Source organism: Mesorhizobium sp. B2-6-2 (assembly GCF_006440615.1).
Lineage (GTDB): Bacteria > Pseudomonadota > Alphaproteobacteria > Rhizobiales > Rhizobiaceae > Mesorhizobium.
On sequence record NZ_VFUG01000004.1, the window covers coordinates 174,185 to 200,635 of the forward strand.

Genomic DNA, 26,451 nt, shown 5'->3' on the forward strand with positions numbered 1-26,451 from the left:
CCTCCCGATGCGTGACATCAATTTTCTCACCGAAAACAACGCCAAGCCGATCTGGCATCCGATGGCGCATCCGGCCGAGATGCGCGCGACGCCGCCGAGGATCATCATGAAGGGCGACGGCGTGTCGGTGACCGATATCGACGGCCGGACCGTGCTCGACGCCGTCGGCGGGCTGTGGAACGTCAACCTCGGCTATAGCTGCGACCCGATCAAGAAGGCGATCTCGGCACAGCTCGACGCCCTGCCCTATTATTCCGGCTTTCGCGGCACCTCTACCGGGCCGTCGATCGAACTCGCCTACGAGCTCTGCGACTGGTTCGCGCCGGAGGGGATGGTGCGGGCGTTCTTCACCTCCGGCGGGTCGGACTCGGTGGAGACGGCGCTGCGGCTCTCGCGGCAGTACTGGAAGATCCGCGGCCAAGGCGACCGGACGAAATTCCTGGCGCTGAAGAAGGGCTACCACGGCACGCATTTCGGCGGCGCCTCGGTCAACGGCAATGCCAATTTCCGCCGCAACTACGAGCCGCTGCTGCCGGGCGTGTTCCACACGCCCGCGCCGTGGACCTACCGCAACCCGTTCGACGAGACCGACCCGGCGAAGCTGGCTAAACTCTGCGCCCGGGCGATCGAAGACGAGATCGCCTTCCAGGGTGCCGACACCATCGCTGCCTTCATCATGGAGCCGGTGCTCGGCGCCGGCGGCGTCATCGTTCCGCATGAGAGCTTCATGCCGATGGTACGCGCGATCTGCGACCGCCACGACATCCTGCTCATCGCAGACGAGGTGGTGACGGGCTTTGGCCGCACCGGCGCCTGGTCAGGTTCGCGCCTGTCCGGCGTGAAACCCGATTTCATGACCATCGCCAAGGCGATCACGTCGGGTTATTTCCCGCTGGGCGCGACATTGATCGGCGCCAAGGTCGCCGAGGTGTTCGAGGCCGACAAGACCAGCTTCGGCGCGATTGGCCACGGCTACACCTATTCCGGCCATCCCGTCGGCTGCGCAGCGGGTCTGGCGGCGCTGGCCGAGACCAGGCGGCTCGCCGTCAACGAAAATGCCGCGGCACGCGGAACCGAGCTCGGCAAGGCACTCGAAGCGCTGAAGATCAAACACACGCTGGTCGGCGACGTCCGTTACCAGGGGCTGATGGCGGCGCTCGAGCTGGTCTCGGACCGCGCTGCCAAGAAGCCGGCCGACAAGAAGACGATGGCAGCGGTGGCTGACGTCGCCTACAAGGCAGGCGTCATGCTGCGCGTCTCCGGCAACGCCATCATCCTGTCACCGCCGCTGGTCATCTCGGCGGCCGATGTGGCGAAGATTGCGGAGGCGCTAGATGCGGGGTTGGCCGCTGCTGCGCGGTGAATGGTGAATGGTGAATGGTGGGAAATTCCTTCAAGTGCTGCCGGTCAAGCTCCACTAGTCTCTTCTATTCACCATTCACCATTCACCCTTTCCTTCCGCCACGCCGCAGGCGCCATTCCAACCGCCTGCCGGAAGAAGCGCGAGAAATAGGCCGGGTCATTGAATCCGGTCTCATAAGCGATGTCCTCGACCGAGCGCACCGTGAACAGCAGCAGGCGCTTGGCCTCGACCAGCCGGCGCTCGCCCACGGCTTGCCGCACGCCCGATCCCAGCACCTGGCGCGCCGCCTTATCGAGCAGATGGCGCGTGGTGCTGAGGCTCTCAACGTAGCGCTCGACCGGCCAGTCGTCGCGAAAATGCCGGTCGATCAGCCGCCGGAGGCGGCCGCCCAGCGCCACAGCGGCTGGCAGGGTGACGGCATGCGATACCGCATCCAGGCGGGCGATGCCCGACAACGCCACAGCGATGAGCGGTAGCAGGATTTTCTCCATACCGGGCAGCCTGTCGGCATATTCCGCCTGGATCATTCTGACCATATCGCCCAACCTCTCCCACAGGGCCGTCTCGCCGCGTCCGGTGACGAAGACCGGTTGGTCGAGCGGCAGCAAGGAATGCTCGGCGATGGCCACAAGTGCTTCATCGGCGACCGACACGACGATGGCATCGGTACCAGGTTCGATGCTGAAGCCATGCACCACGCCGCTCGGCATGAAGCTCACGGTGGGTGCCGAAAAACTCCGGGTCTTGTCCTCGATCCGGTAGACGCCCTGCCCGCTAGTCCAGAAGGTGATCTGCGCCATTTGCGGATGTTTGTGCGCCAGAACGTGCCCTCGATGCACCGAAGCGCGAGCCTGCACAGTCTCGACATGCAGGAAGCCGACGTCGAGCAGTCGCGCCGGCTCACCGTAGACGAAGAACTCGGGAATGGCGGTCTGGCCCATGACGGCGAAAAAGTCCAAATGGTTTTATGCTTTCGTCCATAAACCTTTGGCACGACCAGCGCTATCGTTAACGTGTTAAGGGAAGATGATGATGCGATCAGAAGATTTCCGGGCCGACACGAAGCGGCCGTTCACCGGCGCCGAATATCTCGACAGTCTGCGCGACGGACGCGAGGTCTATATCAATGGCCAGCGCGTAGCCGACGTGACCAGCCATCCGGCGATGCGCAATTCGGCGCGCTCGCTGGCCCGCCTCTACGATGCCCTGCATGATCCCAACCGGCAGGCCGTGCTGACCTCTCCCACCGACACCGGCTCGGGCGGATACACGCACAGATATTTCCGTGTCGCCCATTCCGCCGCCGAGCTTGCCCAGCAACAGACCGCGATCGCCGACTGGTCGCGCATGTCCTATGGCTGGATGGGACGCACGCCCGACTACAAGGCGGCGCTGATGAACACGCTGGGCGCCAATGCCGAATGGTACGGCCCGTTCAAGGACAATGCGTTTGCCTGGCACAAACGGGCGCAGGAAGCGGTGCTGTTCATGAACCATGCCATCGTCAACCCGCCGATCGACCGCCACAAGCCGGCCGAGCAGGTGAAGGATGTGTTCGTGCATATCACTAAAGAGAACGACGCCGGCATCTGGGTGTCCGGCGCCAAGGTGGTGGCGACGTCGTCGGCGCTAACCCACTACAATTTCCTGGCGCAGAGCTCGGCGACGGTGACGGAGGATCCGTCGCTGTCGGTGATGTTCATCGTGCCGATGAACGCGCCCGGCATAAAGATGTTCTGCCGCGTCTCCTACGAGCAGACGGCGAACACCGTCGGCCATCCCTTCGACTATCCGCTGTCGTCGCGCTTCGACGAGAATGACGCGATCCTGGTGCTCGACAATGTCTTCGTCCCCTGGGAGGACGTGTTGGTGCTGCGCGACGCGCAGAAGATCCTGTCCTTCCACCCGGCGTCGGGCTTCATGCATGGCTACTGCTTTCAGGGCTGCACGCGCTTTGCTGTCAAGCTCGACTTCCTTGCCGGCCTGCTCGCCAAGGCGCTGCGGGCGACCGGCGGCGACGCCTTCCGCGGCAACCAGGCTGCGCTGGGCGAGGTGATCGCGCTGCGCCATATGTTCTGGAGCTTTTCCAACGCCATGGCGCACAACCCGATCCCGTGGGCGAATGGCGCGGTGCTGCCCAATCTGGAAGCGGCGCTCGCCTACCGCACCTTCATGTCGGAAGCCTATCCGCGCGTCATCGACACGGTGCGCCGGGTGATCGCATCGGGGCTGATCTATCTCCCCTCCTCGGCGCGCGATTTCGACAATCCGGAGATCGACCGCTACCTCGCACAGTATGTGCGCGGCTCCAACGACATGGGCCATGTCGAGCGCATCAAGATCATGAAATTGCTGTGGGACGCCACCGGCACCGAGTTCGGCGGCCGCCACGCGCTTTACGAGCTCAATTATGCCGGCGCGCCGGAAGAGGTGCGGCTGCAGGTGCTGAAGGGCGCCGAGCGCGGCGGCCGCTTGAAAGCGATGGAGGAACTGGTCGATACCTGCATGGCCGACTATGACGAGAAGGGCTGGACCGGCGAGACCTGGCTGCCGCCGTTGCCTGCCGGTGCAAGCTGAGGAGCCCGGCCATGGAGGCGCAGGTCGCCAAACTGGAATTCCGTGACGCCATGGCGCGGGTCTGCGCACCGGTCAACATCGTCACCACCGACGGACCGGCAGGGCGCGGCGGCTTCACCGCGACCGCCATGTGCAGCGTTTCCGATGACCCGCCGACGCTGCTTGTGTGCATGAACGAGCGCTCGGCGCAGACGGGCATGTTCCTTGCCAACGAGCGCTTCTGCGTCAACGTGCTGACCCAGTCCCATATGCACCTGGCGGCGAAGTTCGCCGGCGCGATCCGCGACATGGCCGAGCGCTATCAAGCCGCACGCTGGCAGACCATGCCGTCCGGCATGCCGGCGCTGCTCGACGCAATCGTCAGCTTCGACTGCGAGATCGGCGCGGTGAACAAGGTCGGCACGCACAATGTGATGTTCGGCCGGGTGATCGACATCCGCCACGGCAGCGGCGAGGCCGCCCTGCTTTATGTCGGCCGCAACTACATGCAGCCGAGCGCACTCGGCAGCTTCGGTGGGTAGATTTTATCAGGTCTGGTTTTCAGACGATTCCGACTGGATCAGGCTTTCCAGAAGGTCGAGCAGGTGCTCATGCTGCTCGGCGCCGTATCGCCGCTCGATCGCATCGTAGATGGCGATGCGCTCGGGCGACAGCTCCTCGATCAGCGCCAGCCCGGCCGGGCTGATGGCGAGCAGCGCCCTGCGGCCATCGTTCTTGACCTTGTCACGGGAGATGAATTGCCGTTCCTCCATCGCCTTGATGATGCGGGTGAGGCTCGGCGGCAAGATCGAGGCGCGGTTGGCCAATTCGGTCGCTTCCAGCGGCCCGGCCTCGGCAAGGACCCTCAGCACACGCCATTGCTGCTCGGTGATGTCGTGGCGGGCGAGCATCGGCCTGAAATGCGCCATGATCACTTCGCGAGCACGCAGAAGCGCCATCGGCAAGGAGCGGCGTGTGTTAGGCGGTAGCAAGGTCAGATCTCCAAAAATTTTAATTCCAGCGCGACTCGCGACGCGAAACGAGGCACGGATCGCAGCTATATCCGCGATTTTACCGGGAGCGGCAATCCCGGCGCCGGGAAGCCCATCCAGATACAGAACGACGCTTGACATTCGATCGTCAAGATGTAATTCACATGTTAATTACAAACACCGTCGGCGGACGAAACCCTTGCCTCATATGGCGATCGAATATTCGGCGAATCTCGACCAGAAGGTCGACGTGGCCGAGCTTTGCGCGCTGGTCTCGCGCACCATCCTCGGGACTGGCCTGTTCGAGCCGGGCGCGGTGCGCGTGCGGGCCTTCCGCGCCGAGGCCTATGCGATTGCCGACCGGCTGCCTGAGAACGGTTTCATTGACATGAATTTCCGCATCGGCAAGGGCCGCACGGCAGAAGAAAAGAAAAGCGCCGGCGAGGCGATCTTCGCGGCCGTCACCGATCATCTTTCACCGCTGTTTGCGGCGCCGCATTTCGCGCTGTCGCTGGAGATCCGCGAGATCGACGCAGAGCTCAGCTGGAAGAAGAACTCCATCCACCCGCGCCTGCGCGGCAAGTGAACGGGCGGCAGAGAACAGGAAAGACGCAATGGCGGCATTGGACGACAATCTGAGGAAGGCCGAAGCCTATCTCGAGCGCTTCAGGAAGGACGGCGTGCTCAACCAGATCGGCGGCGAGGTCGTGCCGGCCGCCGACGGCTCGACATACGAGACGATCTCGCCGATCGACCTCAAGCCAATCGCCCGGGTGGCGCGCGGGAAGACCGCCGACATCGACCGCGCCGCCAGGGCGGCGAAGGCCGCTTTCAAGGAATGGGCGGCGATCTCCGGCGACGCGCGCAAGAAGCTGCTCCACAAAATCGCCGACGGCATTGTCGCGCGCGCCGAGGAGATCGCCTTCGTCGAATGCATGGATACCGGCCAGTCGCTGAAGTTCATGGCTAAGGCCGCGTTGCGTGGCGCCGAGAATTTCCGCTTCTATGCCGACCGCGCGCCTGAAGCCCGCGACGGCCAGACGGTCCGTGCGCCGAACCAGGTCAACATGACGACGCGCGTGCCGATCGGCCCTGTCGGCGTGATCACGCCGTGGAACACGCCCTTCATGCTGTCGACCTGGAAGATCGCGCCGGCGCTCGCCGCCGGCTGCACCATCGTCCATAAGCCGGCCGAGTTCTCGCCGCTGACGGCCAGGCTTCTGGTCGAGATCGCCGAGGAAGCCGGCCTGCCCAAGGGCGTCTGGAACCTCGTCAACGGCTTCGGCGAGGATGCCGGCAGGGCGCTGACCGAACATCCCGACATCAAGGCGATCGGCTTCGTCGGCGAAAGCCGCACCGGCTCGATGATCATGAAGCAAGGCGCCGAGACGCTGAAGCGGGTGCATTTCGAGCTCGGCGGCAAGAACCCAGTCATCGTCTTTGCCGACGCCGATTTAGAGCGGGCCGCGGACGCCGCGGTCTTCATGATCTATTCGCTGAACGGCGAGCGCTGCACCTCGTCGTCGCGGCTGCTGGTCGAGGAAAGCGTCTATGACAAGTTCACCGCACTGGTGGCGGAGAAAGCAAAGCGCATCAAGGTCGGCCATCCGCTCGACCCGGAAACCGTGGTCGGCCCGCTGATCCATCCGGTGCATGAGGAAAAGGTCCTTTCCTACATTGAGATCGGCAAATCGGAAGGGGCGGTCGTTGCCGCCGGCGGCGGCAAATTCACCGGCCCGGGCGGCGGCTGCTATGTCAGCCCGACGCTGTTCATTGGCGCGACCAACAAGATGCGCATTGCCCAGGAAGAGATCTTCGGGCCAGTGCTTACCGCCATATCGTTCAAGGACGAGGCCGATGCACTGGCGCTCGCCAACGACACGCAATACGGCCTGACCGGCTATCTCTGGACCTCGGACGTCACCCGCGCCTTCCGCTTCACCGATGCGCTGGACGCCGGCATGATCTGGGTCAACTCGGAAAATGTGCGGCATCTGCCGACGCCGTTCGGCGGCGTCAAGAACTCGGGCATCGGCCGCGACGGCGGCGACTGGTCTTTCGACTTCTACATGGAAACCAAGAACATCGCGTTCGCCACGACGCAGCATTCGATCCAGAAGCTCGGCGGCTGACGGGAGACACCTATGGCCCTGCCCCAACCCAACCTCTACCCTGCCTTCAACATCGTGCGACTCAGCCATGTCGAGCTCGCCGTCACCGACCTGGCGAAATCACGCGCCTTCTATGTCGACACACTCGGCCTGCAGGTGACCGACGAGACATCCGACGCCATCTATCTGCGCGCACTGGAGGAGCGCGGCCACCATTGCATCGTGCTGCGCAAAGGCGCCACCGCGGAAGCCCGCGACCTCGGCTTCAAGGTGTTTTCCGACGAGGATCTCGACAAGGCCGAGCACTTCTTCAAGGGCAAAGGCTTGCCGGTGGAATGGGTGGAGCGGCCCTACCAGTCACGCACCTTCCGCACCCGCGACCCGCACGGCATTCCGCTCGAATTCTATTCGAGGATGGAACGGCTGCCGCCGATCCACCAGAAATACGCGCTCTATCACGGTGTGAAACCGCTGCGCATCGACCACTTCAACTGCTTCTCGCCAAACGTCGATGAATCGGTGGCCTTCTACAACGAACTCGGCTTCCGCGTGACCGAGTACACTGAGGACGCCGAGACCGGGAAGCTGTGGGCGGCCTGGACGCACCGCAAGGGCGGCGTGCACGACATCGCTTTCACCAATGGCCTCGGCCCGCGTTTGCACCATGTCGCCTTCTGGGTGCCGACGCCGCTCAACATCATCGACCTGCTCGACCTGATGGCGACCACCGGTTGGCTGCCGAATATAGAGCGCGGCCCCGGACGGCACGGCATCTCCAACGCCTTCTTCCTCTACATCCGCGATCCGGATAACCATCGCATCGAGATCTATTGCTCGGACTACCAGACGGTCGATCCCGATCTGGAGCCGATCAAATGGGACCTGAAGGACCCGCAGCGCCAGACGTTATGGGGCGCACCGGCCCCGAAGAGCTGGTTCGAGGAAGGCAGCGTCTTTGCCGGCGTGAAGCCGCATCAATCTGATCTCTCGGCCTCGCCGATTGTGGCGCCATAATCGGCGAGCCGCGAAGGAAAGCATCGAATGCCCGTGAGATCATCTCGTCTGCTGGGAATAATCGTCTCGACGCTGGTGGCCTCGGCTTCAACTGCCCAGGCTGCCGACGGCCCGGCCTGTGTCGCGCTGACGCGTGGCTTTTGCATCGACGTTTTCGTCAAGCGCAATGCCGACGCGGCCATGCAGTATGCTCCAACCTACATCCAGCACGTCGCACGGCCCAGCCAGCGATCTCCGAATAGGTTGAGACCGGCGGATAACGTCATCCTCATGGTATGAAACGGAAAGGTCTCGCCGGCAATGGATAGCGACGAATTCAGACACTGGTCGCATAAGGCCGCCGACTGGGGGGCCAACTACCGCACGACCTTGCGGCACCGGCCGGTGCGAGCGCAGACGACGCCCGGCGACATCGCCCGCCAGATCGACGACGCCGCGCCTGAACGGGGTGAGCCGATGGAGGCGATCTTCGCCGACTTCGAGCGGATTATTCCGGATGGCATGACGCACTGGCAGCATCCGCGCTTCTTCGCCTATTTCCCGGCGAACGCCGCGCCGGTGTCGGTGGTCGCCGACTATCTCGTCACATCCATCGCCGCGCAATGCATGCTCTGGCAGACGTCGCCGGCCGCGACCGAACTCGAGATGAAGGTCGTGGACTGGCTGCGCCAGGCGCTGGGCCTGCCCGCCGGCGTTTCAGGCGTGATCCAGGATTCGGCCTCGACGGCGACGCTCGCTGCAGTGCTGGTCATGCGCGAACGGGCACTTGGCTGGATGGGCAACAAAGAGGGGCTGGCGGCGCACACGGCCGTGCGCGTCTACGCGTCGGCCCAAGCGCACACCTCCATCGACCGGGCAATCTGGGTGGCCGGCATCGGCGAGGCCAATCTAGTGCGCATCCCGACCAAGGGCGACCTGCACGGCATGGACCCCGAGGCGCTAGACGTCGCCATCCGCGCCGACATCACCGCGGGGCTGACGCCCGCCGGCGTGATCGCCTGCACCGGCGGCACATCCATCGGCGCCTGCGATCCGATCGCGGCGGTGGCCGAGGTCGTGAAAAGGCATGGCCTCTATCTGCATGTCGACGCGGCATGGGCGGGTTCGGCGATGATTTGTCCGGAATTTCGAACGCTTTGGGATGGCGTGGAGGCGGCGGACTCGATCGTCTTCAATCCGCACAAATGGCTGGGCGCGCAGTTCGACTGCTCCGTGCAGTTCATGCGCAATCCCGGGGAGCAGGCGCGCACGCTCGCGATCCAGCCGGAATATCTGAAGACGCATGGTCATGACGGCGTCATCAATTTCTCCGAATGGACAGTGCCGCTCGGCCGCCGCTTCCGGGCGCTGAAGCTCTGGTTCTTGCTGCGATACCACGGCCTCGAAGGGCTGCGGACAATGATCCGGAACCATGTGGCATGGTCGGTGGAACTGGCGGAAAAATTGGCCGCCGAGCCGGACTTCGAGATCGTCAGCGCGCCGGTGCTGTCGCTGTTTTCCTTCCGGCACAAGGCGCCAGGCGATCCCGACCGGCACAACATCGCGCTGGTCAATGCCATCAACGACGACGGCCGTATCTATCTTACCCAGACCCGCGTCGACGGGGCGATCGCGATCCGCTTCCAGGCCGGCCAGTTCGAGATGACGCGCGAGGATGCCGAAACCGCATTCGCGGTGATCACGGAGATCGCGCGCCAGACGACTTAGGCTCGGATGCGGAGCAGATGGAGACGACATGACCGAACAGCCGCGTTTCGCCAGCTTTTCCCATCAGGGGAGATCGGGCTTTGGTTTCGTGAAGGGCGGCGGCATCGTCGATCTTTCCCGGCGTCACGGCAACACATGGCCGACCTTGCGCGAGGTCGTGGCGGCGGGCGCCCTGCCGCGCCTCGTCGACGAAGCGGCCGCGCTGCCGGCCGATCTCAGCCTGGGCGAGATCACCTACGCGATTCCCGTGCCTGCGCCCGAAAAGATCATCTGCGTCGGCGTCAACTATCCGGATCGCAACGAGGAGTACAAGGACGGGCAGGCAGCACCCTCCAACCCGTCGCTGTTCATCCGCTTTCCACGCTCCTTCGTCGGCCATGGCGCGCCGCTGGTGCGGCCGCCGGAATCGCCGCAGCTCGACTATGAGGGCGAGATCGTCATCGTCATCGGCAAGGGCGGCCGCCGGATCCCGGAATCCGACGCGCTCGACCATATCGCGGCGCTTTCGCTGTGCAACGAAGGCACCATCCGCGACTGGGTGCGCCATGCCAAGTTCAACGTCACCCAAGGCAAGAATTTCGATCGCACCGGCTCGATCGGGCCGTGGCTGGTGCCGTTCACCGACGAGGCGCAGATCGCCGACATCGCGCTGACGACGCGCGTCAATGGCGAGCTGCGTCAGCAGGACCGCACCGGCCGCATGATCTTTTCGTTCCGTAAGATCATCAACTACATCTCGACCTTCACCACGCTGGTGCCGGGCGATGTCATCGTGACCGGAACACCGACCGGCGCGGGTGCCCGCTTCGACCCGCCGATCTGGCTAAAGCCGGGCGATGTAATCGAGGTCGAGGCCGAAGGCATCGGGCGGCTTACCAACGGCGTCGTCGACGAAAGGGCCGGCCGATGATGACGGAAGCGCAAGTCGAGGAAGCTGCGCAGAGGCTGTTCGAAGCCGAGCGCGATCGCCGCCAGATCAGGCTGCTCAGCCTCGATTTTCCGCAAGCCACGATGGACGACGCCTACCGCGTCCAGGCCGCGCTGGTGAAGCGGAAGGAAGCGTCCGGACTGGCGATCAAAGGCTGGAAAATCGGCCTGACCTCGAAGGCGATGCAGTCGGCGCTCAGCATCGACATTCCCGATTCAGGCATCCTGTTCGACGACATGTTCTTCGATGACGGCGGCACGGTGCCGGCCGATCGCTTCATCCAGCCGCGCATCGAGGCCGAGATCGCTTTCGTCATGAAGGCGCCTTTGGCCGGCCCGGACATCTCGCTCGACGACGTGCTCGACGCCACCGATCACATCACCCCGGCCCTGGAAATCCTCGACACCCGCATCGAGCGGATGAACAAAAAGACCGGCAAGATTCGCACCTTCGTCGACACGATCTCCGACAATGCCGCCAATGCGGGCATCGTCGTCGGCGGCCGTAAGGCCGGCCCGCACGAGGCGGACTTGCGCTGGATCGGCGCCATCGTGTCGCGCAACGGCGAGGTCGAGGAGACGGGGCTCGGCGCCGGCGTGCTCGATCATCCCGCCAAAGGCATCGTCTGGCTCGCCAACCGGCTGCATCAATACGGCATGCAGATCGAGGCCGGACAGGTCGTGCTGTCGGGTTCCTTCATCCGGCCGGTCGAATGCCGGCATGGCGACCGGATCGTTTCCGATTTTGGCTCCTACGGCAGGGTGAGTGTCTTCTTCGCCTAACCAACCACCAATTTTCGCGCGAAAGTACTGCGTTGCTTGCCGGGGCACGCAATCACCAATACCGACACTTGCTGATGGTCGCGACTTGGGAACCAAAGCCGTATCATTGCTTAGGCCGGAAGCGGACCGTCGGCTTCTAGGAAGCCAGGTTAGAAAGCGCACCTGACGTCGCCGGCTAGTAAAACGCAGCTTTAGGCTCTGGCGATCGATGCAGTTGCTTTGTTAGCTCGGTTTCCGCTGCCCTTGCGATCAAGAATATCCTTGCGAAAGCAGTTCTGCATTTCTTTGAAGGAGCTGAAGCCGAGGCGCGGAGCGAGGCGAGATAAGGTGGTCGTTGATACGTTGCACCGGCGTGCGATCGAGACCGAATTCTCGAAGGCGACGTAGTCCGGGTTCGAGAACATCAGTCGAGCCGCTGTCTCCAGTTTCGCCGGAAGTATCATTTCCTTCTTTGCAATCAGTATTTTGAGCTCAGCGAGAGTCGGCGCTTTGGTGCTTCGCACTACCGGCTGCTTGGCGCCTGCTGGTGATGACGCGGGTAGCTCCGGAGGCATCGTTTCACCGTTTGGCCGCTTGCATGAAGCTGTCGAACTCGGCATCTCCGATCGGAACGGTGTGCTCATAACCGGGGTATCGGCCAGACTCGACATCGGCCCTGTATTCTCTGAACGCCGCGATGCGCTCGTCCTGAATCTTCTGCAACTCAGGACCAAGATTTCGGTAGACCTTTCCATGTCGTGGCTTGTGGTTCTTGCCGTAGCCGCAGACATCTTCGGTGAAGAGATATTGCGCATCCGCATGTTTGCCGGCGCCCATGCCTAGCATCACCAATGACGAGTTCTCGGTCAGGAATTTCGCCACCCGGTCAGGCACGACTTCCAATTCCGCCCCGAAGACGCCGATCTCCTCGAGCCTCTTCGTATGTCGCCAGAGGCGGAGCGCTTCGCCCGCCGTCTTGCCGACCGCTCGCCACCCCGTCCAGGTGATGTAGGAAGGGATCAGGCCGATATGGCCGATGACAGGGAGGTGATTGTCGCAGAGCGCCTTCTGGATGTCATAGGAGGCTGCGCAGTAGAAGGCGTCGCCGCCTATGCCGGCGAAATGGAAGGCCGCCCGCAGATAATCTTCCGCCGTGGCAAGAGGCCGGCCGGCAAAACTGCCCCAGCCGCCATAAGGCAGACCGACCTGCACGAAACAATTGCCGGCCGCATCCCGCATTTCCTGGTCGAAATACCGGCCTTCGATCGACAGCATGTGAATGCCCGCCGCCGCTGCGGCGGCGGCCTCGTCGGGCGTGCTGACGAAGAGCATGGATATCTTCTGTCCATTCCGCTTCATCTTTCGGATGTCCTCGACATGAGGACGGTTGTGATACATGCCCATGGTCAGCCTCCGCCGCAGTTCGTTTCTCAGATCGTGAAAGCCCGCCGGAAAGCGTCCAGCGCTGCTTCCGGATCATTTTGCGCAAAAGCTTCCAGCCCCACTGCCCCGCGATATCCCATGTCGAACAGGGCCCTCGCGATGTAGGGCCAGTTCATCTCGCCCGTTCCTGGCTCGCAGCGACCCGGATTGTCGGCGACCTGCACCTCACCGATGAAGGGCAGGCACTTCTGACACCAGCGCACGATGTCGCCCTCGCCGATTTGGGTGTGATAGAGGTCGAGGTTGATCCGCAATTGCGGCCTGTCGATCGACGACACCAAAGCCAGCACCGCCGCCGTGGAGCCGAAGGGGCAGCCTGGGTGATCCAGCAGGTTCAGGTTTTCGAGTGTGAAGACGACATCTTCTGCTTCGGCCATGTCGCAGATGCGGTTCAACGTGTCGCGCGCCTTCAGCCACATGGGGCCGGTCTCGACCTCGGCCTTTACGATGGGAATACCGCCCTCTCCAAGCCCGGTGCCGTGCAGGTTCAACCGGGCAACGCCGAGGCGTTTTCCGATCTTCGCGATCTCGGAAGCTGACTTCAAGAGCATGTCGGCGCCCTCATCATCGGCAAGCCGCCCTTCGAGATAGCCGTTCATGATCGTGAAGCTCGCGCCGGTCTTCTCGAGCGCCGCGAGGTCGTGGTCCGGCCAATTCCACAATCCGACGCCGAAACCCATTTCATGCAGCCGCGCGACGCGCCAAGCCATCGGGCGATCGCGCCAAAGCATCTCGGCGCAAGCGGCCAGTTGGAAGGGCTGGCTCATGATGGCTCAACCTCGACCATGACGCGGCCGTTCTCGACCTTCGTCTTATACGTCCTGAGGTTCTCGCAAGCCGGCGGCGTCTCCACCTCGCCAGTCGTGAAGTTGAAGATCGATGCGTGCTTCGGACATTCCACCGTATTCCCCATGACCAGGCCGTCGGCCAAGTGGATCCTCTCGTGCGTGCACAGCCCGTCCGTGCAGTAATATTCATCGGCGTCGTTGCGGAAGATCGCGAAGGTTCGGCCGCCATTGTCGAAGCGTTTGGCTTCCTCGGCTTCGATGTCATCGGCGGCGCATGCGTCGACCCAGGGCATTGAGCATCTCCTCAGATATCTTGTGGCTTGAAGTCCGCGGGGGCCGACGGCATCACGCCCTGGAGCAGCGCGACGGACTTGTCCAGCCCCTCCACCGAATTCAGAAGCACGTCCTCGTGCTCGATGGAAAGCCAGCCATCATAGCCGGCCATCTTGAGCCGATAGCAGAACTGCCGCCACCACTCCTCGCCATGGCCGAAGCCGAGCGTGATGTAGCTCCAGGAGCGAGCCGGGATGTCCATCAGGCTGCCATTCTCAAGCAGCGAGGTCGTGGCCTGAACGGGTCGGTTGAGCAGCGTGTCCTTGGCATGGACATGATAAATGGCCGCGCCCAGCGCTTCGGCGGCAGCAAGCGGATCAGCGCCCATCCAGAACAGATGCGAAGGGTCCAGATTGGCGCCAATGACAGGTCCGACCGCTGCTCGAAGTTTCAGGAGCGAGGGCACGTTATAGACACACTGATTGCCGTGCAGCTCGAGCGCGATGCGCTCGACGCCGTTTGCTTCCGCAAGGGCAGCGATTTCGGTCCAGAACGGGATCAGCTTTTCTTCCCATTGATATTTGAGGATGGTCTGTGTTTCCGGCGGCCAGGAGGACACGACCCAGTTCGGCATGCTGTCTCCGGCGCTGCCGGCCGGCAGGCCGCTCATGGTGCAGACGGTGCGGATGCCCATCTCACCGGCGACGCGGATGGTATCCCTCAATCCTTCGCCTTGGGAATGATCGGTCGGATGCAACGGATTGCCGTTGGCGTTCAGGCTGATGATCTCCAACCCGCGTTCCTTGAAGGCTCCAGCGAACCGCTTCTGGGCCTCCCTGTTGCCCAGCATCGACGACAGCCGGAAATGCGGCGCGGTCGACCACCCGCAGGTGTTCACCTCGATGCCGGATACGCCCATGCGCTGGGCGTGATCGAGCACCGCCTCGAGCGGCAGACCGCCGAGACTGTCTGAAACGAAACCTAGCTTCACGCGTAGAACTCCGGCTTTGCAATCATCTGGACAGGTGTGCGGCGGGCTTCCTTCAGCGCCTTAACGCCGGCCTCGGCGACGACGGCCGCGCAATAGCCGTCCCAGCAATCCGAGGCGGTCACCGGAAACTCACCGGTTATGACGAAGCGCAGGAAGTCGCGGTTCTGGCGGCGATAGGCATCGTAGTAGCGGGTCCGCCAGTCGGCGTCGTAGTTGGTGCTTTGGGTAAGCGCGAACTCCGTACGGGTGTATGCGACATTATTGGTCGCAACGGTGCCGAGCTCGCCGACCAGTTCGGCACGGACGTCATAGCCGTAGGCGGCGTTGTTGTTGACCTCGATATTGACGAGTTGGCCATCCACCGTTTCCAGCACCATGACAACGGGGGCGACGCGCGCGTCGGAGCGGCTCGGCTGGAAGGCGGAAATGGCGGCATATTCCGTCCCGAGCACGTAACGCACGACGTCGAATTCGTGTGGCGCGGAATTGGTGATGGCCATCGCGCCGGTGAAATCGGCAGCCGGCGTTTCGACATTGCGGTGGAAATTGTGCATCATCAGCGCCCGGCCGAGACCGCCTTCCTCCAGCGCCCGCTTCATCTCCTGATAGGAACGGTCGTAACGCCGCATGAAGCCGAGCTGAACGAATTTCGCGCCCGCCTTCTGTTCGGCTTCCATCACCGCGACGCACTCGGCCGATGCTTGCGAAAGCGGTTTTTCGCACAGGACCCGCTTGCCGGCGGCAATGCAGGCCATCGAAAGCGGCGCATGCGTGAAATCGGGGCTGGCGATGATCACGGCGTCGACGTCTTGCCGCGCGATGCTGCCCTTGGGGTCCGTGGCAATGTCGAAGGCGCCGCACGCGTCGGCAACGCTACGGGCGCGCTGCTCGTCCATGTCGCAGACCAATTGCAAGGTGGCGCCTGGTAGCTCCTCGGCGACTATCCTGGCATGGTCGGCACCCATCAAGCCGGCGCCGATCACTGCAATGCGAATTGTCATTTCTGTCCTGCTTTGCTTCTTCGAATTATGGGCAGCGGCGGCGTCGAACAGCGCCGGCCTGGGAATACCTCGTGACGCCTAGTGCGCGGTTGGGCCCTTCAGCACCTGGAGCGACGGCGGATGCCCCTCATGGGTTTCCATGTAACCCTCGACCTGGGCCTCCAGATCGGACATGGTCTCGCCGCCCGCCATCAGGTCCGTGATCTCCTCGCGGGACTTCTCGCCTTTACGGAAATCGGCGGCGATGGCGCCGCGGATCAGCACCGCGAAATGGTCGCCGACGGCCATGGCGTGCATGACCTGGTGGGTGATGAAGACCACCGCCAGGCCACGCCGCTTGGCCTCGTTGACGATGCGCAGCACATGCGAGGCCTGCTTGACGCCGAGCGCCGCGGTCGGTTCGTCCAGGATCAGCACGCGCGCTCCAAAATAGACGGCGCGGGCAATAGCGAGCGACTGGCGCTCGCCACCCGATAACCCGCCGACCAGGCGGTCGCCGTCATCGATACGGGTGATGCCGAAATCCCGGACCGCTTTCACCGCGATCTCATTGGCGCGCTTGCGGTCGTAGATCTTGAACGGCCCCCAACCCTTGGTCGGCTCGACGCCGACGAAGAAGGACCGCCCGATGCTCATCAGCGGAAACGTGCCGCCGAATTGGTGCACCGTGGCGATTCCGCGTCCCTGCGCGTCGCTCGGTCCGGTGAAGGTCACCGGCTCACCATCCATCACGATCTGACCGCTTGTGGGCTTGTGGACCCCGGCCAGCGTCTTGATGAGCGTCGACTTGCCGGCGCCGTTGTCGCCGAGCAGGCAGAGCACTTCGCCGGCGCGCACCCTCAGCGAAATATCGTGCAGGACGTCGATCGGCCCGAAGGATTTGTTGACGTTCCTCAGTTCGAGAATGGCAGGTTTGTCGTTCATGGCGTCATCTCTTCATCTGCATCCGGCTGCGCCAAGGTGCTCGGCGAAGCGGGGGCTGATCTGAAACTCGTTTCTCATGGGTTTGCCGGCTCTCGCGGCGGGCCTTGTTTGTGCCGCGGCCGGAAGTACAGCGCCAGGTCGCGGAACGACTGGTTCATCAGCACCGCCAGCAGGAGCATCACGCCGATGATCAGGTTCGACCAGTTCCGGTCGATCTGGGTGAAGTAGATGCCCTGGCTGACGATGGCGAAGGTGATGGTGCCGACGAAGATGCCCAGGACCGAGCCGAATCCGCCGGTCAGCAGCACGCCGCCCACGACGACGGACACAATGGCATTGAAGATGAAGTTCATGCCGCCGGAGACCTGGGCGGAGTTGAACAGGATCGCTTGGCAGATGCCGACGAATGTGGCGCTGACCGCGGACAGCACGAACAGGGCAATGGTCATGCGGTCCGTCGGAATGCCGGCGTTGCGGGCGCTGACCTTGTCGCCGCCCATTGCAAAGAGCCAATTGCCATAACGCGTCTTGTGCAGCACGAAACCGATGATGGCGGCGAACGCGAGCCACCAGACGATGATGATCTGGTGACTGCCGCCGACCAGCTGTCCGAACAGGAATTTTGCCCAGTCCGGCGCGGTGAGCGCCACGCTGGCATTGCCGGTGAGGAGCACCGAAGCACTGAGCACCACGCCCTGCATGGCGACGAGCGTGGCCAGGGTGATGATCAGCGACGGCACCGACGTCCGAATGGTCAGCAGGCCGTTGACCAGGCCGACCGCGATGCCGACCGCCAGCGCGCCGGCAATGCCCACCGTTATGGGGAATCCGTAGTAACCGGTCAGGATCGCAGTGGTCATCGAACCCGCCGGGATCAACGCGCCGATGGAAATATCGAGCTCGCCAGCGATCATCAGCAGGCCGACGGGGATGGCGACGATGCCGAGATTGGCCGCGAAGTTGACCCAGCTCGCCGCGCCAACCAGCGTGACCAGATTGGCGCCGCCGAACAGAACGAAGAACAGCACCACGCCGACGAGACTGAGGATGGAACCGGCGTCGGGACGGCGCAGCAAGGACTTGACCACGTCCATCATGACTGCCCTGCCTTCTTCGACGAATAGCTGAGCGCCAATTGCCGGAACGTGTCGTTGGTCAACACCGCAATCAGCAGAAGCGCGCCGATGATGACGCTGCCGACATTGGGATCCAGGCTGGTGAAGTAGATGCCCTGGTTCACGATCGAGAAAGTAAGCGTGCCGAACAGGATGCCGACGATCGAGCCGAAACCGCCCGTGAGCAAAACGCCGCCGATGACGACGCACATGATGGAATTGAAAATGAAGGACTGGCCCGCCAGAACCTGCGCGCTCTGATAGACCATCACCTCGCTGACCCCGACGAAAGCGGCGCTGAAGCCGGACAGCATGAACAGGCCGATGGTGAGCCGCTTGGTCGGGATACCGACGTTGCGCGCGCTCTCCTTGTCGCCGCCCAGCGCATAGATCCAATTGCCGATCGGTGAGACGTGCAGCAGCCAGAACAGACCGACGACGAACACCACCCACCACAGGATCGTGACCTGGAACATGCCGCCGAGATAATCACCGAGGATTAGCTTGGTGAGCGGGTCAGGCACAAGCGAGACGCCGGTGCTGCCGGCGATCTTGACGGTAAGCCCCAGCGTCAGCCCCATCGTGCCGAACATGGTGCCGATGGTAATGATGAGCGACGGGATGGTTGTCCTCGTCACGAACAGGCCGTTGATGAAGCCGACCGCGAGGCCAAGGCCAAGCGCCGCCGCTATGCCGAGCCAATCGGGCAGGCCATAATGGCCGGAGACGATGGCCGCCGTGAGCGATGCAGCAGGGATCACCGCACCGACCGAGATGTCCAGTTCCCCGGCGATCATCAGCAGTCCAATCGGCAGGGCGATTATCCCGATCTCGGAAGCGATGTTCAGCCAGCTGGCCGTGCCGGCGGCCGACAAAAAGCCACTACCGCCGAACAGCCCGAAGAACAGCAGAACTGCGACCATGCCGAGAAACGAGCCCGACTCCGGCCGACGCGCCAGCCGGCCGAGGGCCAGTCCGGATTGCGTTCGGTCCGGCGCCGGAATTGATGTGGACGTCACGGGATGTGCCATTGGGGTAATCCGCGAACATGCCGACCTGCCACGATGCGGCCGACGCCGAGAAGGAAAGGGGCCGCCCGCAGCAAAAGCGAGGGCGGCCCAGGCGGGAGGATTATCGCGTCCCTGCTTTCACGCCGGCGATGGTGGCGTCGACATTTGCCTTGTCGATGATGCCTGGTCCCGTCAGGATCTCACGGGTACGCACCGACAAACCATAGTTGACATGGCCGTTCAGGATCGCAACGGCGAGATAGCCTTGCAGATAGCCCTGCTGGTCGATCGCGCAGTCCTGCTGGCCGCCCTTGATGTTGTTCAGGATGGTCTCGTCGAAATTCATGCCGCAAAGATGGACTTTTCCGATCTTGCCGGCCTGGGTAATGCCGTTCATGGCCGAGTTCGCATCGACGTTGCCGATGGTGAAGACGGCGTTCACGTCCTGATGCTGTAGCAGATAGGCCTTCACCGCCTGCGCGACGGCCGTGGCCGAGCCGAAGGAGGTGGCCGGCAACGGCAGCACGTCGGCTTCGCCGCCACCGTTCTTCATCCCCTCCTTGAAGCCACCGCAAAACGCCTCGATGTTGGCGGCGCCGGGCAGCGTGTTGATGCAGACGCCTTTCTTGTTGCCAGCCTTGGTGAGGTACTCGCCGGCCGCGACGCCACCCTTGTAATCGTCCGAGCCGACATAGTTCATGGCGCCAAGGCGATCGGCCGCTTTCAACCCGCCGGCATTGTAGATAAGCAGCGGAATGCCCGCGTCCTTTACCGCCTTGAACGCAGGGTCCATGGCTTCCGGCACCCAGTCCGGGCCGACAATGGCGTCGGCCTTCTGGTCGATCGCCTGGCGGATCAGTTCGGCGGCGTCTACACCGAGATTGTCGTAGTTCTGCGGCCCGAGCCAGGTAACCTTGCCGCCCTGAGCCTCGACCACCTTGCCGGCGTCTTCAGCGCCGCGCTTGACAATCGACCAGAACGGATCGTCGGGCTTGCCGCCGACCACGAAGATATTGGCGGCGAGCGTCGCGCCGGTGCTGAACCCGATCAGCACCGCTGTCGACACCAGTGTCTTGAAAAGCTTCATGGTATTCCTCCCAGATTACCCCGTGGGGTTTCAACAAAAGTCTTCCTGTTCCGGGCCCGCTCCTCACGGCTCAGCCGAAACAGCGTTGGTCGGTTATTCCGCCGGCATTCCAGGCGCCGGATCACCGCGGCCTTCCTGGCGGCTCCGCATCTTTTCCTTCTTCTTGCGGAAGCGTGCCTTCATGGCCTCGTCGGCTTCCTTGCTGCCGTCGTGCCAGGTGCCAAACAGCTTATCGAGGGGTACCAGCCCGTCGCCGCCGTAATTCACCTCGAAATACTTGTGATGCAGGTAGTGTACGTAGGAATGGCTATCGAGATTGACCTTGTCGGTGATTTCGAAGATCTCGAAACCGAGGTGACCGTTCACCGCGCCGAAACCCGCGCCGTGCAGCGTGAAGTAGGCGCAGACCGGGTTGGACGGGATCAGCAGGTGCAGCCAGGCCTCGGCGTGATAAAGGAAGCCTTCGACCGGATGCATCGACAGCGACGACCACGGGCTCGGGTTGATCGAATTGTGATGGACCGAATGCACCCATTTGTAGAGCGGCGGCCAATGGATCGCCCTGTGCAGGAAGAAGAAATAGACCTCATGCACGGCCGGCGCGACAAGCACCAGGAACGACAGGTATAGCCAGTTCGTCGTCCACGGCAGCCAGACCGCCCAGCTGTTGGCATAGACCCACAGCATCACGATCTCGACCACCGTCCACAGCGGTATCGTGACGAAAAAAGAGCGGGCAAAATTGTCGATGTTCTGGCTTTGAAACCAGAACACGTCGGAGGGCACCTCGGACGGAAATTTCGGATTGTATTTGAAACGGTTCTGCTGCTTGCGCTGGATGTAATAACGCAACTCGAAGAAGCCGTAGAAAAGAAAAATCCCGGCGGCGTTGAGGCCATACAGCCAAAGGTAGTTGAGCAGCGAAAAGCTCGCGAGGCTTTGCCAGCTCGGGATGAGCAGATTGACCCAAATGAGTGCTGTGGCGAGATGGAACGTGTTCCACGGCCAGAAGAACTCCGGAATCCAGGCCACCACTTTTTTCGTATTGAACGGACGGTGCCAGATCGGCGCCGGCTCGGCGCGGCGGTGCGGCGCCCAATTGCCGCGTTTGTCGCGTGTTCCATACTGAAGGTCATCCATCGTAACAGCGCCTCCTCACCCGGATCGGTCTGGAATCTGCAGGGATCAGGCCCCGCCCTGGCCTCAGCCGGCCGAGCCCTAACTCGGCGCAATTCATATCGGAGGGTTGATATTTGGAGAAGGCAGAAATAGTATCAAAATTGCATTTGTATCATTTAGTTTCAATCATGATGATACTGCAAAGGGATGGGCGTTCAATGAAGCGGCCGACAATCCATGATCTCGCCACGGCGGCAGGCGTATCGGTGGCGACTGTGAACAGAATATTGGGCGGCACCGTTTCCGTGCGGCCCAAGACAGTCCAACGCGTGCAGAGCGCCGCGGAGGAAATCGGGTTTTACGGCCTCGGGGCGATTGACGATCGGGCCCGAAAAATATCGCCACACTACCGGTTGGGTTTCCTGCTCCAGCAGTCGACCCGCGACCTCTACCAGCTGTTCGGGAAGAAGATTATTGCCGCCTGTCGCGAGCGTCGGGACGAGGTCATTGAACCTGTCGTCGACTTCGTCGATATTCTGACGCCGGAGACCATATCGGGCCGACTTATCGCGCTCGGCGAGGAATGCGACGCGGTCGCGGTGGTCGCGGCGGATCACCCGATCGTTGGCCAGGCCATCCGTTCACTGAAGGAGATGGGGAAACCGGTCGTCTCCTACATCACGGATCAATCCGCCCCGGAAAGGGCGGCTTATGTGGGCACCGACAATTGGAAGCTGGGGCGGACCGCGGCCTTCCTGATCACGCAAACGACGCAAGGCCCAGGCCGCATCGCGGTTTTCATCGGCAATCACCGGTATCAGTGCCAGGATGTCTCGGACGCCAGCTTCCGCTCCTATCTGCGCGAGCACGCGCCTCGGCTAACGGTTGAGGAAAGCCGCCCCACGCACGAGGAACCAATTGAAGCTTACCGCATGGTGGCGGAGTTGCTGAAGACGACCGACGATCTTGCAGGAATCCTGATCGTGGGCGGCGGTATTACGGGCGTGCTTCGAGCTTTAAGGGAAGTCTCTCCTGAGCGGCGATCAGGTATCAAAGTGGTGTGCCGCGACATTGGCCCAGAAACTCGGAAAGGGCTGTCCGAAGGGCTGATAACCGCTGCTCTCTGCCATCCTCTCGAAGCCACGTCTTCCCTTCTTGTGCAGACGATGATTGATGTCACTGGGCCACAGGCGCAGCTGGCCACCATTCAGCGATCCATACCATTTGAAATTGTCACCCCCGAGAACATCTAAGGCGATTTCTCTGGGACTATCGATCATCGACGTCATTGGGGGCCAATGGCGGTCTATTGGCTTTGAGGCAGCGACTTCCCTAAGCGACCTTCCCGCGGACCTCGACCCAATCTGACCTATCGTGGTCATTCTCGCTGGTCACACAATGGAGCCCTTTTAGCAGGACGGTTCCAGCTTCGCCGGGTCATGGTCCTTCTTTAGGCCGGAAACAGAAATGCCGCGGCGGGATCGAAGAAGATTTGCCGACCCGAAACGGGATCGACGCTGCTCGGTTCGATCGAATCCGAAGTCGGCCTGGCATCGATCTCGTCGCCCGACCCGGTGCGGGCCACGACGCGCCGCCGCTCACCGAAAAAGGCTGTATCGACGATCTCGACGGCGAGTGACGCGTTCCCCTCGACAGGCCTCAGGCGGAATGCTTCCGGCCGAACCATCAGTCGGACCTTCTGGCCGCGCTCGAGCTTGTGCGTCGCCTTCACGCCCTTGACGATCGAGCCGTCGGCCAGCCGCACGCTGGCCGTGCCATTCTCGCTTTCGAGATGCTCGGCTGCGAGGAAATTCGAGTTGCCGATGAAGCCGGCAACAAAATCGGTTGCGGGCCTAAGGTAGAGGTCCTCGCCGGTGCCAATCTGTTCGATGCGGCCGTCCCTGAAGAGGGCGATGCAGTCCGACAGATGCAGCGCCTCTTCCTGATCGTGGGTGACGTAAAGGATGGTGACGCCGGTCTCGCGGTGGATGCGGCGGATCTCGGCCTGGATCTCCTCGCGCAGCTTCTTGTCCAGCGCCGAGAGCGGCTCGTCCATCAGCAGGATCGGCGGATCGTAGGCCAGCGCGCGGGCGAGCGCGACGCGCTGCTGCTGACCGCCCGAGAGCGCGGCGGGCAGACGCTCGGCGAAGTTTTCCAGCCGCACCAGCGAAAGCATGTCGGCGACCTTGCGCTTGACCTCGCCCTCGGGCCGGCGGCGGACGCGGAGCGGGAAGGCGACGTTTTCGGCGACGCTCAGATGCGGAAACAGCGTGTAGCGCTGAAAGACCATGCCGATGTTGCGCTTGTGCGAAGGCACCGAAAGCAACGACTTGCCTTGCAGCAGAACGTCGCCGGCGGTCGGGTCCTGGAAGCCGGCGATGGCGTAGAGCGTGGTCGACTTGCCCGAGCCCGACGGTCCGAGGAACGTCAGGAACTGGCCCTTCGGAATGTCCAGCGTCACATCGTGCACGGCCGTGAAGGCCCCGAATGCCTTGCGCAATTTGCGGATCGAGAGAAAGGGTTGGGTCATGTCTGCAACTTTCGGCGCAAGAGTGCCGTCACGATCATCAGGGCCAGCGTGAGCGCGACCAGTAGGCTGGAGGCGGCGGCGATCACAGGCGTGAGGTCCGACCGGAGGCTGCCCCAGATCTTGACCGGCAAGGTCTGCAAAGTTGGGCTCGCCATGAAGATCGCGACCACCACCTCGTCCCAGGACGCGAGGAAGGAAAAGATCGCGGCGGAGAAGATGCCGATGCGGATCGACGGCAAGGTGATGCGAAGCTTGGCCTGAAGCGGGCTGGCGCCGCAGACGATGGCGGCATCCTCGATCGACTTGTCGAAACCTTCGAGCGCGGTGGCGATCGGAATGATGGCGAAGGGCAACGCAAGCACGGTGTGGGCGACGACGAAGCCGATCGTGGTGCCGCCGAGGCCAAGCCTCAGGAAGAAGGCATAGATGGCAATGGCGAAAACGACGACCGGCAGGACCATCGGCGTCAAGAGCAATCCGCGCAGGATCTCGCGGCCGCGAAACTGACCGCGAACCAGCGCGAAGGAGGCAAGCAGGCCGATGGCGACGGCAAGGATTGCCGTCATGGTGGCGATTCGGGCGCTTGTCAGCGCGGCCTTGATCCAGGACGGATCGGAAAATAGTTCCTGATACCATTTCAGCGTCCAGCCGGGTGGCGGGAAGGCCAGCCAGCGCGACGAACCGAAGGAAAGCAGCACGATGAAGACCACGGGCAGCAACAGGAAAGCGGCTACCAGGGCGGTGAAGCCAAGCAGCGCGACCTTCAGCCAGCCGAGGCGGTCATAGTCGAGCAGCATCTCAGGCGCCTCCCGTCGTGCGTCTTGCGCCGACCAGGCGCAGCTGCAGCGAATACAGCGCCATGGTGACAGCGAGCAGGATGAAGGCGGCAGCACTCCCCAGGCCCCAATTGAGCAATGACTGGATCATCTGCGCGATCATTTCGGCGAGCATCATGTTCGACGTGCCGCCGAGCAGCGCTGGCGTGACGAAATAGCCGAGCGACATGACGAAGACCATCAGGCCGCCGGCGGCGATGCCGGGCAGCGAGAGCGGCAGCAGGATGCGGCGGAAGGCGGCGAGCGGGCTGGCACCGCAAAGGGCGGCGGCGCGCAAAGTCATCGGATCTATGGCGCGCAAGGTGCCGACCAGCGGCAGGATCATGAAGGGCAGCATGATGTAGACCATGCCGATGGTGACGCCGGTGAGATTGTTGATGAGCGGCAGCGGCTGGTCGATGATGCCCGCCCCCATCAGCGCCCGGTTGATGACGCCTGTGCGCTGCAACAGCACCATCCAGGCATAGGTGCGGGTCAAAAGGTTCGTCCACATGGAAAGGATGATGATGCCGAACAGGATCGAGGCGAGCGCCGGCGGCATGATCGCCAGCATCCAGGCGACCGGGAAGGCAACGACCATCGTGACGATGGTGACGACGAAGGCAACCAGGAAAGTGTTGAAGAACACCCGCGCATAGGTGCCGTCGCCCAGCAGCGCCGCATAGTTCTGAAGGCCCGGAGCGGGGTCGGTGACGCTGCGCAGCAACAGCGCCAGCACCGGAACGACGAAAAACAACCCGATCAGGATCAACGCCGGAAGCAGGCTGCCAAGGCCTGCCGGTATTCGAAGGCTTGCGACCCCTTTCTGTGCTTCCACCGACATGGCGGTAATCCCGGATTGCGGATCGGGACGGCCAGCGCCGTCCCGATCCTTGTCACGAAAGGACAGCGTCACTTCGCCTGCCAGGCGTACCAGCGCGTGGCGATCTCGTCGCGATGCTCGGCCCAGTAGTTCATGTCGAGGTTGATCTGGCCGTCGACATGGGCGTCGGGCAAGCCCTTGACCACGTCGGCGGGCATTTCCGCCTTGGCCTTGGTGTTGATCGGCGCGTAGCCGCTCGCCTCGGCGAATTTCGCCTGGCCGGTCGGGCTGGTCGCGGCGGCGAGGAACTTCATGGCGCCGTCCTTGTTCTTGGCACCCTTCGGCACCACCAGGACGTCGGCGGCGGTGAGATTCTGGTTCCAGGATACGCCGACATCGGCGCCGTCCTTCTCGAGCGCAAAGACGCGGCCGTTCCAGAGCTGGCCGAAGGCGGCCTCGCCGGAGGCGATCAGCTGCTGCGATTCGGCGCCGCCGCCCCACCAGACGATGTCCGACTTGATGGTGTCGAGCTTCTTGAAAGCGCGGTCGAGGTCGAGCGGATAGAGCTTGTCGGCCGGCACGCCGTCGGCGAGCAGCGCGATCTCGATCACGCCCGGCGCCGACCATTTGTAGAAGGTGCGCTTTCCCGGAAATTTCTTGGTGTCGAACATGTCCGCCCAGCTTGCCGGCTCACCGGAGACGGCGCCCTTGTTCCAGGCGAGCACGAAGGAATAGTAGAAGCTGCCGACGGCGTTCTCATTGCTGAAGCGGGGATCGAGATCGGCCTTCGGCACGACGGCGAAATCGATCGGCTCGAGCAGGCCGTCCTTGGCCGCCTTGATGGCGAAATCCATCTCGACGTCGACGACGTCCCAGGTGACGTTCTTGGCGTCGACCATCGCCTTCAGCTTGCCGTAGTCGGTCGGTCCGTCCTGCAGCACCTTGATGCCCGAAGAGGCGGTAAAAGGCTCGGCCCAGGATTTGGTCTGGGCTTCCTGCGTCGTCCCGCCCCAGCTGGTAAACACCATTTCACCGGCCTTTGCGGCCGTGGTCGCCATCAACCCGGCAAGGACGCCGGCGAAAATCAGTTTCATGTCGTT

The 26,451-nt window shown here is 62.8% G+C and carries 27 protein-coding genes; 10 read left to right on the forward strand and 17 right to left on the reverse strand.

Annotated elements, in window-relative coordinates; translation table 11 throughout:
- The first annotated feature begins 7 nt into the window (after positions 1 to 7).
- Positions 8 to 1,363 (forward strand): aminotransferase class III-fold pyridoxal phosphate-dependent enzyme, encoded by a 1,356-nt coding sequence (locus FJ419_RS11300; protein ID WP_140691501.1) that lies wholly within the window; start codon positions 8 to 10, stop codon positions 1,361 to 1,363.
- Between the two features lie 68 nt (positions 1,364 to 1,431).
- Here FJ419_RS11300 and FJ419_RS11305 read toward each other — a convergent pair whose 3' ends face one another.
- Positions 1,432 to 2,304, reverse strand: coding sequence for a helix-turn-helix domain-containing protein (locus FJ419_RS11305; RefSeq protein ID WP_140692434.1), 873 nt, complete (start codon positions 2,302 to 2,304; stop codon positions 1,432 to 1,434).
- Between the two features lie 91 nt (positions 2,305 to 2,395).
- On the opposite strand from FJ419_RS11305, the gene FJ419_RS11310 reads away from it, so the two are divergent.
- Positions 2,396 to 3,940, forward strand: a complete 1,545-nt coding sequence (locus FJ419_RS11310) for a 4-hydroxyphenylacetate 3-hydroxylase N-terminal domain-containing protein (protein WP_140691505.1) — start codon at positions 2,396 to 2,398, stop codon at positions 3,938 to 3,940.
- An 11-nt stretch (positions 3,941 to 3,951) separates the two neighbouring features.
- Complete coding sequence (locus FJ419_RS11315) at positions 3,952 to 4,461, forward strand: flavin reductase (RefSeq protein WP_140544004.1); 510 nt, start codon at positions 3,952 to 3,954, stop codon at positions 4,459 to 4,461.
- Between the two features lie 6 nt (positions 4,462 to 4,467).
- Here the strand turns inward: FJ419_RS11315 and hpaR are convergent, their stop codons facing one another.
- On the reverse strand, positions 4,468 to 4,878 hold the full coding sequence (hpaR, locus tag FJ419_RS11320) for a homoprotocatechuate degradation operon regulator HpaR (protein ID WP_246679193.1): 411 nt from the start codon (positions 4,876 to 4,878) through the stop codon (positions 4,468 to 4,470).
- Positions 4,879 to 5,110: 232 nt separating this feature from the next.
- Here hpaR and FJ419_RS11325 point away from each other — a divergent pair, with 232 nt between their 5' ends.
- From FJ419_RS11325 to hpaH, 6 genes are all read left to right on the forward strand, one after another.
- The gene (locus FJ419_RS11325; protein ID WP_140691511.1) at positions 5,111 to 5,497 is read left to right on the forward strand and encodes a 5-carboxymethyl-2-hydroxymuconate Delta-isomerase; all 387 of its coding nucleotides are present in this window, start codon (positions 5,111 to 5,113) and stop codon (positions 5,495 to 5,497) included.
- 28 nt (positions 5,498 to 5,525) lie between these two features.
- Positions 5,526 to 7,043 (forward strand): 5-carboxymethyl-2-hydroxymuconate semialdehyde dehydrogenase, encoded by a 1,518-nt coding sequence (gene hpaE / locus FJ419_RS11330; protein ID WP_140691514.1) that lies wholly within the window; start codon positions 5,526 to 5,528, stop codon positions 7,041 to 7,043.
- Positions 7,044 to 7,055: 12 nt separating this feature from the next.
- Entirely contained in the window at positions 7,056 to 8,036 is a 981-nt protein-coding gene (gene hpaD / locus FJ419_RS11335) for a 3,4-dihydroxyphenylacetate 2,3-dioxygenase (protein ID WP_140630188.1), read from the forward strand.
- Between the two features lie 300 nt (positions 8,037 to 8,336).
- Entirely contained in the window at positions 8,337 to 9,743 is a 1,407-nt protein-coding gene (locus tag FJ419_RS11345; RefSeq protein WP_140691520.1) for a pyridoxal-dependent decarboxylase, read from the forward strand.
- Positions 9,744 to 9,771: 28 nt separating this feature from the next.
- On the forward strand, positions 9,772 to 10,653 hold the full coding sequence (locus tag FJ419_RS11350; RefSeq protein WP_140691523.1) for a fumarylacetoacetate hydrolase family protein: 882 nt from the start codon (positions 9,772 to 9,774) through the stop codon (positions 10,651 to 10,653).
- Complete coding sequence (hpaH, locus tag FJ419_RS11355) at positions 10,650 to 11,453, forward strand: 2-oxo-hept-4-ene-1,7-dioate hydratase (RefSeq protein WP_181170671.1); 804 nt, start codon at positions 10,650 to 10,652, stop codon at positions 11,451 to 11,453. The genes FJ419_RS11350 and hpaH overlap by 4 nt, the downstream gene beginning before the upstream one ends.
- Before the next feature lie 191 nt (positions 11,454 to 11,644).
- Here hpaH and FJ419_RS11360 read toward each other — a convergent pair whose 3' ends face one another.
- From FJ419_RS11360 to FJ419_RS11410, 11 genes are all read right to left on the reverse strand, one after another.
- Entirely contained in the window at positions 11,645 to 11,956 is a 312-nt protein-coding gene (locus FJ419_RS11360) for a MurR/RpiR family transcriptional regulator (protein WP_140691529.1), read from the reverse strand.
- A 55-nt stretch (positions 11,957 to 12,011) separates the two neighbouring features.
- On the reverse strand, positions 12,012 to 12,836 hold the full coding sequence (locus FJ419_RS11365; protein WP_140691532.1) for a 3-methyl-2-oxobutanoate hydroxymethyltransferase: 825 nt from the start codon (positions 12,834 to 12,836) through the stop codon (positions 12,012 to 12,014).
- A gap of 26 nt (positions 12,837 to 12,862) precedes the next feature.
- On the reverse strand, positions 12,863 to 13,642 hold the full coding sequence (locus tag FJ419_RS11370) for a TIM barrel protein (protein ID WP_140691535.1): 780 nt from the start codon (positions 13,640 to 13,642) through the stop codon (positions 12,863 to 12,865).
- Positions 13,639 to 13,956 carry a MocE family 2Fe-2S type ferredoxin gene (locus FJ419_RS11375; protein WP_140691538.1) on the reverse strand — a complete coding sequence of 106 codons (318 nt, stop codon included), beginning with the start codon at positions 13,954 to 13,956 and terminating at the stop codon, positions 13,639 to 13,641. Before FJ419_RS11375 ends, FJ419_RS11370 begins: the two co-directional genes overlap by 4 nt.
- Positions 13,957 to 13,967: 11 nt before the next feature.
- The gene (locus FJ419_RS11380; RefSeq protein ID WP_140691542.1) at positions 13,968 to 14,927 is read right to left on the reverse strand and encodes a sugar phosphate isomerase/epimerase; all 960 of its coding nucleotides are present in this window, start codon (positions 14,925 to 14,927) and stop codon (positions 13,968 to 13,970) included.
- Positions 14,924 to 15,928, reverse strand: a complete 1,005-nt coding sequence (locus tag FJ419_RS11385) for a Gfo/Idh/MocA family oxidoreductase (RefSeq protein ID WP_140691545.1) — start codon at positions 15,926 to 15,928, stop codon at positions 14,924 to 14,926. Before FJ419_RS11385 ends, FJ419_RS11380 begins: the two co-directional genes overlap by 4 nt.
- A 78-nt stretch (positions 15,929 to 16,006) precedes the next feature.
- On the reverse strand, positions 16,007 to 16,852 hold the full coding sequence (locus tag FJ419_RS11390; RefSeq protein ID WP_140691548.1) for an ATP-binding cassette domain-containing protein: 846 nt from the start codon (positions 16,850 to 16,852) through the stop codon (positions 16,007 to 16,009).
- Positions 16,853 to 16,926: 74 nt separating this feature from the next.
- Positions 16,927 to 17,946: an ABC transporter permease gene (locus FJ419_RS11395; protein ID WP_140692437.1), complete on the reverse strand. Its 1,020-nt coding sequence runs from the start codon at positions 17,944 to 17,946 to the stop codon at positions 16,927 to 16,929.
- Positions 17,946 to 18,890, reverse strand: coding sequence for an ABC transporter permease (locus tag FJ419_RS11400; RefSeq protein ID WP_224606939.1), 945 nt, complete (start codon positions 18,888 to 18,890; stop codon positions 17,946 to 17,948). The genes FJ419_RS11395 and FJ419_RS11400 overlap by 1 nt, the downstream gene beginning before the upstream one ends.
- A 208-nt stretch (positions 18,891 to 19,098) precedes the next feature.
- Positions 19,099 to 20,064, reverse strand: a complete 966-nt coding sequence (locus FJ419_RS11405) for a sugar ABC transporter substrate-binding protein (RefSeq protein WP_140691553.1) — start codon at positions 20,062 to 20,064, stop codon at positions 19,099 to 19,101.
- A 93-nt stretch (positions 20,065 to 20,157) separates the two neighbouring features.
- Positions 20,158 to 21,204 carry a sterol desaturase family protein gene (locus tag FJ419_RS11410; RefSeq protein WP_140691556.1) on the reverse strand — a complete coding sequence of 349 codons (1,047 nt, stop codon included), beginning with the start codon at positions 21,202 to 21,204 and terminating at the stop codon, positions 20,158 to 20,160.
- 197 nt (positions 21,205 to 21,401) lie between these two features.
- Between FJ419_RS11410 and FJ419_RS11415 the strand changes: the two genes are divergently transcribed.
- Positions 21,402 to 22,436, forward strand: coding sequence for a LacI family DNA-binding transcriptional regulator (locus FJ419_RS11415; protein WP_140691559.1), 1,035 nt, complete (start codon positions 21,402 to 21,404; stop codon positions 22,434 to 22,436).
- A gap of 197 nt (positions 22,437 to 22,633) precedes the next feature.
- Here FJ419_RS11415 and FJ419_RS11420 read toward each other — a convergent pair whose 3' ends face one another.
- The 4 genes from FJ419_RS11420 to FJ419_RS11435 form a co-directional block, all read right to left on the reverse strand.
- Entirely contained in the window at positions 22,634 to 23,713 is a 1,080-nt protein-coding gene (locus FJ419_RS11420) for an ABC transporter ATP-binding protein (RefSeq protein ID WP_140691562.1), read from the reverse strand.
- Complete coding sequence (locus tag FJ419_RS11425) at positions 23,710 to 24,510, reverse strand: ABC transporter permease (protein WP_140691566.1); 801 nt, start codon at positions 24,508 to 24,510, stop codon at positions 23,710 to 23,712. Before FJ419_RS11425 ends, FJ419_RS11420 begins: the two co-directional genes overlap by 4 nt.
- A 1-nt stretch (position 24,511) precedes the next feature.
- On the reverse strand, positions 24,512 to 25,372 hold the full coding sequence (locus tag FJ419_RS11430) for an ABC transporter permease (RefSeq protein WP_140691570.1): 861 nt from the start codon (positions 25,370 to 25,372) through the stop codon (positions 24,512 to 24,514).
- Between the two features lie 68 nt (positions 25,373 to 25,440).
- Entirely contained in the window at positions 25,441 to 26,445 is a 1,005-nt protein-coding gene (locus FJ419_RS11435; protein ID WP_140691573.1) for an ABC transporter substrate-binding protein, read from the reverse strand.
- Between the last annotated feature and the right edge of the window lie 6 nt (positions 26,446 to 26,451).

Excerpts from the sequence above, each read along its gene's own strand:
- hpaR (WP_246679193.1), bottom strand. The coding sequence starts at position 4,878 with ATGGCGCTTCTGCGTGCTCGCGAAGTGATCATGGCGCATTTCAGGCCG.
- FJ419_RS11385 (WP_140691545.1), bottom strand. The coding sequence starts at position 15,928 with ATGACAATTCGCATTGCAGTGATCGGCGCCGGCTTGATGGGTGCCGAC.
- hpaD (WP_140630188.1), top strand. The coding sequence starts at position 7,056 with ATGGCCCTGCCCCAACCCAACCTCTACCCTGCCTTCAACATCGTGCGA.
- FJ419_RS11390 (WP_140691548.1), bottom strand. The coding sequence starts at position 16,852 with ATGAACGACAAACCTGCCATTCTCGAACTGAGGAACGTCAACAAATCC.
- FJ419_RS11375 (WP_140691538.1), bottom strand. The coding sequence starts at position 13,956 with ATGCCCTGGGTCGACGCATGCGCCGCCGATGACATCGAAGCCGAGGAA.
- FJ419_RS11435 (WP_140691573.1), bottom strand. The coding sequence starts at position 26,445 with ATGAAACTGATTTTCGCCGGCGTCCTTGCCGGGTTGATGGCGACCACG.
- FJ419_RS11415 (WP_140691559.1), top strand. The coding sequence starts at position 21,402 with ATGAAGCGGCCGACAATCCATGATCTCGCCACGGCGGCAGGCGTATCG.
- FJ419_RS11405 (WP_140691553.1), bottom strand. The coding sequence starts at position 20,064 with ATGAAGCTTTTCAAGACACTGGTGTCGACAGCGGTGCTGATCGGGTTC.
- FJ419_RS11305 (WP_140692434.1), bottom strand. The coding sequence starts at position 2,304 with ATGGGCCAGACCGCCATTCCCGAGTTCTTCGTCTACGGTGAGCCGGCG.
- hpaH (WP_181170671.1), top strand. The coding sequence starts at position 10,650 with ATGATGACGGAAGCGCAAGTCGAGGAAGCTGCGCAGAGGCTGTTCGAA.
- FJ419_RS11365 (WP_140691532.1), bottom strand. The coding sequence starts at position 12,836 with ATGGGCATGTATCACAACCGTCCTCATGTCGAGGACATCCGAAAGATG.
- FJ419_RS11345 (WP_140691520.1), top strand. The coding sequence starts at position 8,337 with ATGGATAGCGACGAATTCAGACACTGGTCGCATAAGGCCGCCGACTGG.
- FJ419_RS11410 (WP_140691556.1), bottom strand. The coding sequence starts at position 21,204 with ATGGATGACCTTCAGTATGGAACACGCGACAAACGCGGCAATTGGGCG.
- FJ419_RS11310 (WP_140691505.1), top strand. The coding sequence starts at position 2,396 with ATGCGATCAGAAGATTTCCGGGCCGACACGAAGCGGCCGTTCACCGGC.
- FJ419_RS11300 (WP_140691501.1), top strand. The coding sequence starts at position 8 with ATGCGTGACATCAATTTTCTCACCGAAAACAACGCCAAGCCGATCTGG.
- hpaE (WP_140691514.1), top strand. The coding sequence starts at position 5,526 with ATGGCGGCATTGGACGACAATCTGAGGAAGGCCGAAGCCTATCTCGAG.
- FJ419_RS11400 (WP_224606939.1), bottom strand. The coding sequence starts at position 18,890 with ATGGTCGCAGTTCTGCTGTTCTTCGGGCTGTTCGGCGGTAGTGGCTTT.
- FJ419_RS11315 (WP_140544004.1), top strand. The coding sequence starts at position 3,952 with ATGGAGGCGCAGGTCGCCAAACTGGAATTCCGTGACGCCATGGCGCGG.
- FJ419_RS11420 (WP_140691562.1), bottom strand. The coding sequence starts at position 23,713 with ATGACCCAACCCTTTCTCTCGATCCGCAAATTGCGCAAGGCATTCGGG.
- FJ419_RS11430 (WP_140691570.1), bottom strand. The coding sequence starts at position 25,372 with ATGTCGGTGGAAGCACAGAAAGGGGTCGCAAGCCTTCGAATACCGGCA.
- FJ419_RS11370 (WP_140691535.1), bottom strand. The coding sequence starts at position 13,642 with ATGAGCCAGCCCTTCCAACTGGCCGCTTGCGCCGAGATGCTTTGGCGC.
- FJ419_RS11350 (WP_140691523.1), top strand. The coding sequence starts at position 9,772 with ATGACCGAACAGCCGCGTTTCGCCAGCTTTTCCCATCAGGGGAGATCG.
- FJ419_RS11425 (WP_140691566.1), bottom strand. The coding sequence starts at position 24,510 with ATGCTGCTCGACTATGACCGCCTCGGCTGGCTGAAGGTCGCGCTGCTT.
- FJ419_RS11395 (WP_140692437.1), bottom strand. The coding sequence starts at position 17,946 with ATGGACGTGGTCAAGTCCTTGCTGCGCCGTCCCGACGCCGGTTCCATC.